Origin of the sequence: Lysinibacillus sp. NPDC056185 (assembly GCF_047737915.1) — a bacterium.
In the GTDB taxonomy this organism is placed as follows: domain Bacteria; phylum Bacillota; class Bacilli; order Bacillales_A; family Planococcaceae; genus Lysinibacillus.
In genome coordinates this window covers 1-6732 of the sequence record NZ_JBLLLQ010000061.1, presented here as the reverse complement: position 1 = coordinate 6732, position 6732 = coordinate 1, and the positions used below count along the sequence as shown (strand labels likewise).

Genomic DNA, 6732 nt, shown 5'->3' with positions numbered 1-6732 from the left:
ACTGGAGGAGGTAGAGGGATTCGAACCCCCGCGCGGTGTTACCCGCCTGTCGGTTTTCAAGACCGATCCCTTCAGCCAGACTTGGGTATACCTCCGTAATTATATAAATGGTGGACCTTGCAGGACTCGAACCTGCGACCGGACGGTTATGAGCCGTCTGCTCTAACCAACTGAGCTAAAGGTCCTTTAAGATGGCGGCAGAGGGGATCGAACCCCCGACCTTACGGGTATGAACCGTACGCTCTAGCCAGCTGAGCTACGCCGCCAGGATCTTTATACTGGTTATCTTTTATGGTGGAGCCTAGCGGGATCGAACCGCTGACCTCCTGCGTGCAAGGCAGGCGCTCTCCCAGCTGAGCTAAGGCCCCATAAAATGGTCGGAATGACAGGATTCGAACCTACGACCCCTTGGTCCCAAACCAAGTGCTCTACCAAGCTGAGCTACATTCCGATAAATATTAATTTGGCGCGCCCGACAGGAGTCGAACCCATAACCTTCTGATCCGTAGTCAGACGCTCTATCCAATTGAGCTACGGGCGCTAATGATTAAAATAAAAAATGGTGCCGAGGGCCGGAATCGAACCGGCACGGTAGTCACCTACCGCAGGATTTTAAGTCCTGTGCGTCTGCCAGTTCCGCCACCCCGGCACATTTGGAGCGGAAGACGAGGTTCGAACTCGCGACCCCCACCTTGGCAAGGTGGTGTTCTACCACTGAACTACTTCCGCATGTGCATAAGATTTATTTATCCTGGCAATTATGAAATTTTAAAAATGGTGCGGGTGAAGGGAGTCGAACCCCCACGCCTTGCGGCGCTAGATCCTAAGTCTAGTGCGTCTGCCAATTCCGCCACACCCGCATATTTTGTTGGCAATTTAAATGGTGAGCCATGAAGGACTCGAACCTTCGACCCTCTGATTAAAAGTCAGATGCTCTACCAACTGAGCTAATGGCTCAAAACTATGGTGCCGGCGATAGGAGTCGAACCCACGACCTACTGATTACAAGTCAGTTGCTCTACCAACTGAGCTACACCGGCAAATGGTGGAGGATGACGGGCTCGAACCGCCGACCCCCTGCTTGTAAGGCAGGTGCTCTCCCAGCTGAGCTAATCCTCCTGGGTATTATGCCTAGCGATGTCCTACTCTCACAGGGGGAAGCCCCCAACTACCATCGGCGCTAAAGAGCTTAACTTCCGTGTTCGGTATGGGAACGGGTGTGACCTCTTTGCCATCATCACTAGACTATTAGTTTTCAATATACTTCGTATTCTGAAAGCCTTATGTATTTCGTTTTGAAGTTTTTATTACCTGTCCTTCAAGACAAGAATTATTGTATAACGTTTTCTCACATTGTGCAACACTTTTTTATAAAAGAAAAGAAATTATTACTTTTCGAAGATATTTTTGTTATGTAAGAGAAATTATCACTCTGCTATTTATTATAACAATTGCTTAATTAAAAGAAAACAATTAATTTATCGGAAGTGTTTTTATCTATTTTAATTCATTAAAAAACACTTTTTCCGATATGAGCTACTCTTTTCTGACTGTCGAGACACTTCGCTTTTTGCAGGAATCTTTAATCTACTACAGGATCAATCAGAGTAGCCCTTCGTTACAATCAACTAAACAAGCAAAATATAAACGAAAAACTATTTATAGATTCACTCAACATGCCTGTTAATTTATCATTCCAAAATTATTTAATTATAATTTTCAGGTTTCATTTTATCCTCAATCATTAAACCCTAAATTTACTGCTCAGGTGAAAGAACATTTTTGACGCTTCGCTTACGTTATAGAAAACATTTGACTGACGTTGCACTTTCGTTACAAAAAACATCTGCTAAAGAAGTTAAATAACAGAAAGAGCCATTTGTAATCGATCAATTTCCTCAAATGTTGTTGCTGGACCAAAAGATACTCTAAAAAATTGACGTGCCGCTTCCATAGAATAGCCCATTGATAAAATCGCCTTCGTACCAGACTCACTATGAATATCGCAGGCACTTCCTGTGGAAATACATATCCCCGCTTCATTTAATTTTAACAAAACGTATTGCCCCTCTACTCTTTTCATTAATACACCACAAATATTAGGCAATTGCTCCTTACTCTCAATGATTTGACACGTTTCTTGTAAATTTTCCTTAAAGCTTTGACGTAATGCTTCATAATACTTCCGCTCATATTGATAATCTTCAATCGCCGTAGCAAAAGCGACAATAGCTGGAGTATCTAATGTTCCTCCCCTTAGCCCATGCTCATGCGTGACACCTGGTGCTAATGCAGGAACACAGAGCTTAGGATTAATATAAATAGCCCCACATCCTTTTGGCCCCCCTATTTTATGGGCTGAAACTGTAATAGCATCTACTTGCTGTTTTAACGGAAGTTTACAGTAGGACTGTACACAATCAACATGCAAGAAAACGTTTAATTGTTTTGCAATCTCGGCCATTTCTTCAATAGGTTGAATAGAGCCAATCTCTGAATTTACATGTTGGATAGTGATTAAAGCCGTATCTTCTTGTATTGCTTCTCGTAGTTGCTCCACATGAATACAACCATCCTGCTGTAAAGGTAACTTCGTGACTACAAAACCCATTTTTTCAAGTGTATTTAAAGCCGCATGTACAGAGGTGTGTTCCGCTTGTGATGAAATAATGTGCTTCCCTTTATTTGACGCTAAAGCTAATGACAAAATCGAAATTAAATTGCCCTCAGTTCCGCTTCCAGTAAAAATGACACCATCACTATTTACTCCAAGAGATCTTGCTACGACAGCTCTTGCCTGCTCAACAAAATAATTCGCTTGCCCTCCTAGATCATGTAAGCTTGCACTATTTCCATAATACTGCTTTGCTACCTCACAATATGCTGTAAGAGCTTTTGGAGTCATCGGAGAGGTTGCAGCGTAATCCAAATAAATCATCTTATTCTTCCCTTCTAGTTCATCAGGTCTTGTTTTCTCTTTTATTTTATGTAAAGATATGTGTCAAGACAACTGTAAAGAAGGTATATGTATGGATGTAATGACAGATGTACTTATTATTGGTAGCGGCGTTGCTGCACTTCAAACTGCTCGACTACTCGAAGGACATTTTCAAGTTCAGATAATTACAAAATGTTCAATTAAAATGAGTAGTTCTTATCGTGCTCAAGGCGGTATTGCTGCCGTTACAAGTCAAGAAGATCATCCAAAGTTTCACATTGCTGATACGTTGATTGCTGGTGAATATCATCATGAAAAAAGGAATGTTGAAGTACTAATAGAAAACGGCACAGAAATTATACGTGATTTATTAAATGAGGGCTTCTCAGTTGATCGACAAGTTGATGGGTCCCCGGCTCTAGGCTTAGAGGGGGCACATAGTCATCACCGTATTTTACATGCAGGTGGTGATCGTACTGGCCAAGTAATGATAGATTATTTGCTCAAACAACTTACATCTAATATCGTTGTGAATTGCTATGAAATGGCTTACGAGCTTTTATTAAATACAGATGGAGATTGTGTTGGCGTTCTGACAAAAGGAGCAAAGGGAATGAAGCGCTACCTTGCCCACCACGTCATTCTTGCGACAGGAGGTGCGGGTGCTCTATATTCTTGTACGTCTAACTTTGCTACGAATACTGGAGATGGTATCGCTTTAGCATATCGTGCTGGAGCTGCCATCAGTGATATGGAATTTATGCAATTTCATCCGAGCTTACTTTGGTGTGGAGGGCAGGCCAAAGGATTAGTCTCTGAAGCTGTACGTGGCGCCGGAGGAAAGTTTGTCGATGCACAGCGTCGTCCCATAATGAAAGGCATACATGAACAGTTGGACTTAGCACCACGCCATATTACTGCACATGCATTATTTAATAAACGTGCTGTTGGGCAAGAAACCTTTATTGATATTTCAAGTATCGAAAACTTTGAAGAAAAATTCCCTACAATTGCTCAGCTTTGCTATGACAATCATGTTAATTTACAAGATGGATTAATTCCTGTAGCACCAGGTAGCCATTTCTTAATGGGTGGTGTTGTTGCTGACGACATGGGAAGAACATCTATTCCTAATCTATATGCAATAGGAGAAGTTGCTTGTACTGGGGTGCATGGTGCCAATCGTTTAGCTAGTAACTCTCTTTTAGAAGGCATTACGTTTGGACAAAGAACAGCCCAATACATTATTCAAACAGGTTGTAAGCAAAATAGTTTCTTAATTAATGACAAACATCACCAACAAACAATGCCATCATTATTGACAAAAGATCAGTTACAACAAATGATGATGCACACGTTAGGCATTGTGCGAAATCCTATTGATATGGAACAATTCGTACAACAATTGCCCCCAATGCAAACACTGCTTCATGTTGATTTAGATGGCTTGAATCGACAGGAACTCGAACTTTACATGATGCATATTGTCGCTACATTAATGGCACACGCAGCCATTACACGAAAAGAAACACGCGGAGCACATATTCGCATTGACAGACCACAAGATGATCATCGTTGGGCAAACCGTTGGATCATTTTTCAACAAGGACAGATGAAAGTGAGGAATTCATTATATGAATATCATCAAACTCGAGGAATTGCTAAAACAATTTTTTAATGAGGATATAGGCGATGGGGATTTATCGAGTGAATTTATATTTTCTCCAGAACAGCAGGGATCTTTTTCTTTTTATGCGAAGGAAAGCGGCATTTTTTGTGGAGCCCCCATTATAAAGTATGGATTTCTTCTACTTGATCGATCTATGGATATTATCCTTTATAAAAAAGATGGAGAAAAAGTCAATGCTGGTGATATTCTTGCTGTTATCCAAGGACCACTTCAAAAATTATTAATGGGTGAACGTGTCATTTTGAATCTTATCCAGCGCATGTCCGCTATTGCTACGGCTACAAATTTAGCGGTACGAGCAACAGCAGGTACTAATGCGAAAATATGCGATACACGCAAAACAATGCCTGGAATGCGTATGTTAGATAAATATGCTGTTAGAATCGGTGGCGCCTATAACCATCGCAATGGTTTATACGACGCGATCATGCTAAAGGATAATCATATTGCTTTTGCAGGTAGTATTACTAAGGCCGTACAGGCAGCCCGTGAGAAAATCGGTCACACCATTAAAATCGAAGTCGAAATCGAAACAAAAGCTCAATTAGATGAAGCAATTGCAGCTGGTGCAGATATCATTATGTTTGATAATCGTAGCCCTGAGGAAATACGTGAATGGCTCCCAGCAGTTCCCCCACATATTGCAACAGAAGCTTCAGGTGGCATTTCGCTTCATAACTTAAATACCTATGCTGAAACAGGTATTCAATGGATTTCACTCGGATCGCTAACACATTCAGTAAAAGCCTTTGACATTAGTGCACTTGTACAAACGAAAGGAGCTAATTCCATTGTCCATCACTAGTTTATTACAACAAACATCACTACTACCAGAGCATTACCGTGTATTATCTAAAAATGACATGGAATCTCGCATTATAGCCATAAAAAAGAAATTAGGTAGTAAGCTCTTCATCCCTGGGCATCATTATCAAAAAGATGAAGTAATTCAATTTGCAGATGCAACAGGAGATTCCTTGCAGCTTGCTCAATTATCAGCAGCTAACAAGGAAGCTGAACATATAGTATTTTGTGGCGTACACTTTATGGCGGAAACAGCTGATATGCTCACAACTGAACAGCAGCATGTTTATTTACCTGATATGCGTGCAGGATGTTCAATGGCAGACATGGCAGACATTTATCAAACAGAACAAGCATGGCCGTTTTTACAGGAACTCTTTGGTGATACCATTATCCCTCTAACATATGTCAATTCTACTGCTGCCATTAAAGCATTTACTGGGCGTCATGGTGGAGCCTGCGTAACATCGTCCAATGCAAAAGAGATGGTTAAATGGGCATTTACGCAAAAACCACGTATTTTCTTTTTACCAGATCAACATTTAGGAAGAAATACTGCGTATGATTTAGGAATACCGCTTGAAAATATGGCCGTTTGGAATCCTCATACAAATAAGCTTGAGACAGATCAGTCTCTAGAAAACATTCAAGTCATCTTATGGAAGGGACACTGCTCCGTCCACGAAGGTTTTACAGTTCAGCATACGGAGCTTATACGTCAAGTTCATCCAACTATGCGTATCATTGTTCATCCAGAATGTAATCGTGAAGTTGTTGCTGCTGCAGATGATGCAGGTTCTACAAAATACATTATCGATACGATTAATAAAGCACCGAGTGGTTCTGCATGGGCAATCGGTACTGAAATGAATCTTGTGAATCGGATAATCCAGCAGCACCCTGATAAGCAGATTATCTCTTTAAATAAGAATTTCTGTCCTTGTCTTACAATGAATCGAATTGATCTTCCCCATCTACTTTGGTCATTAGAAAGTATAGAAAAAGGGCAGCCACATAATCGTATTCGAGTAGATGCTCACACTGCTGAAGAAGCACGTAGCTCACTTGAAAGGATGCTTTTTAGAGCATAAATAGCAAAACGTCTACTCATTTCTGGTAGACGTTTTGTCTTATAATTACTGATCTTCTACGTAAGCATATTGTGATCTTCATTAACCTTAGAATCTTAAAAACTATTTTTATACAAAAAAATGCAGTAGATGTAAATTACATCTACTGCATTTCAGTATGACCCGTACGGGATTCGAACCCGTGTTACCGCCGTGAAAGGGCGGTGTCT

General features: G+C 40.9%; 4 protein-coding genes, 12 tRNA genes and 1 rRNA gene. 3 read left to right on the top strand and 14 right to left on the bottom strand.

Annotated elements, in window-relative coordinates:
• Positions 1-2 precede the first annotated feature (2 nt).
• The 14 genes from ACMZ42_RS26640 to ACMZ42_RS26575 all read right to left on the bottom strand — a co-directional run bounded on the left by ACMZ42_RS26640 (position 3) and on the right by ACMZ42_RS26575 (position 2938).
• Positions 3-95 (bottom strand) — tRNA-Ser (locus ACMZ42_RS26640).
• A gap of 13 nt (positions 96-108) precedes the next feature.
• Positions 109-185: transfer RNA gene (locus ACMZ42_RS26635), tRNA-Ile, on the bottom strand.
• Positions 186-192: 7 nt separating this feature from the next.
• Positions 193-266 (bottom strand) — tRNA-Met (locus tag ACMZ42_RS26630).
• A 26-nt stretch (positions 267-292) separates the two neighbouring features.
• Positions 293-368 (bottom strand) — tRNA-Ala (locus tag ACMZ42_RS26625).
• Positions 369-374: 6 nt separating this feature from the next.
• Positions 375-451: transfer RNA gene (locus tag ACMZ42_RS26620), tRNA-Pro, on the bottom strand.
• Between the two features lie 13 nt (positions 452-464).
• Positions 465-541 (bottom strand) — tRNA-Arg (locus ACMZ42_RS26615).
• A gap of 19 nt (positions 542-560) precedes the next feature.
• Positions 561-649 (bottom strand) — tRNA-Leu (locus tag ACMZ42_RS26610).
• A 5-nt stretch (positions 650-654) separates the two neighbouring features.
• A tRNA-Gly gene (locus tag ACMZ42_RS26605) sits at positions 655-729 on the bottom strand.
• 46 nt (positions 730-775) lie between these two features.
• A tRNA-Leu gene (locus tag ACMZ42_RS26600) sits at positions 776-860 on the bottom strand.
• A gap of 21 nt (positions 861-881) precedes the next feature.
• Positions 882-957: transfer RNA gene (locus tag ACMZ42_RS26595), tRNA-Lys, on the bottom strand.
• 7 nt (positions 958-964) lie between these two features.
• Positions 965-1040, bottom strand: a tRNA-Thr gene (locus ACMZ42_RS26590).
• Positions 1041-1043: 3 nt separating this feature from the next.
• Positions 1044-1119 (bottom strand) — tRNA-Val (locus tag ACMZ42_RS26585).
• A gap of 10 nt (positions 1120-1129) precedes the next feature.
• Positions 1130-1245 (bottom strand): 5S ribosomal RNA (gene rrf, locus ACMZ42_RS26580).
• 613 nt (positions 1246-1858) lie between these two features.
• The gene (locus tag ACMZ42_RS26575; protein WP_415733357.1) at positions 1859-2938 is read right to left on the bottom strand and encodes a cysteine desulfurase family protein; all 1080 of its coding nucleotides are present in this window, start codon (positions 2936-2938) and stop codon (positions 1859-1861) included.
• Between the two features lie 91 nt (positions 2939-3029).
• On the opposite strand from ACMZ42_RS26575, the gene nadB reads away from it, so the two are divergent.
• Genes nadB through nadA form a run of 3 tightly spaced genes read left to right on the top strand, consistent with a single transcriptional unit; the run spans position 3030 to position 6523 of the window.
• Positions 3030-4616 (top strand): L-aspartate oxidase, encoded by a 1587-nt coding sequence (gene nadB, locus ACMZ42_RS26570; protein ID WP_415733356.1) that lies wholly within the window; start codon positions 3030-3032, stop codon positions 4614-4616.
• Positions 4573-5433, top strand: coding sequence for a carboxylating nicotinate-nucleotide diphosphorylase (gene nadC, locus ACMZ42_RS26565; RefSeq protein WP_415733355.1), 861 nt, complete (start codon positions 4573-4575; stop codon positions 5431-5433). Before nadB ends, nadC begins: the two co-directional genes overlap by 44 nt.
• Positions 5420-6523, top strand: coding sequence for a quinolinate synthase NadA (gene nadA, locus ACMZ42_RS26560; protein ID WP_415733354.1), 1104 nt, complete (start codon positions 5420-5422; stop codon positions 6521-6523). Before nadC ends, nadA begins: the two co-directional genes overlap by 14 nt.
• The last annotated feature ends 209 nt before the right edge of the window (positions 6524-6732 follow it).

What these genes read in the sequence shown, in the direction of transcription:
- nadB (WP_415733356.1), top strand. Translation starts at nt 3,030, where the DNA reads ATGGATGTAATGACAGATGTACTTATTATTGGTAGCGGCGTTGCTGCA.
- ACMZ42_RS26575 (WP_415733357.1), bottom strand. Translation starts at nt 2,938, where the DNA reads ATGATTTATTTGGATTACGCTGCAACCTCTCCGATGACTCCAAAAGCT.
- nadC (WP_415733355.1), top strand. Translation starts at nt 4,573, where the DNA reads ATGAATATCATCAAACTCGAGGAATTGCTAAAACAATTTTTTAATGAG.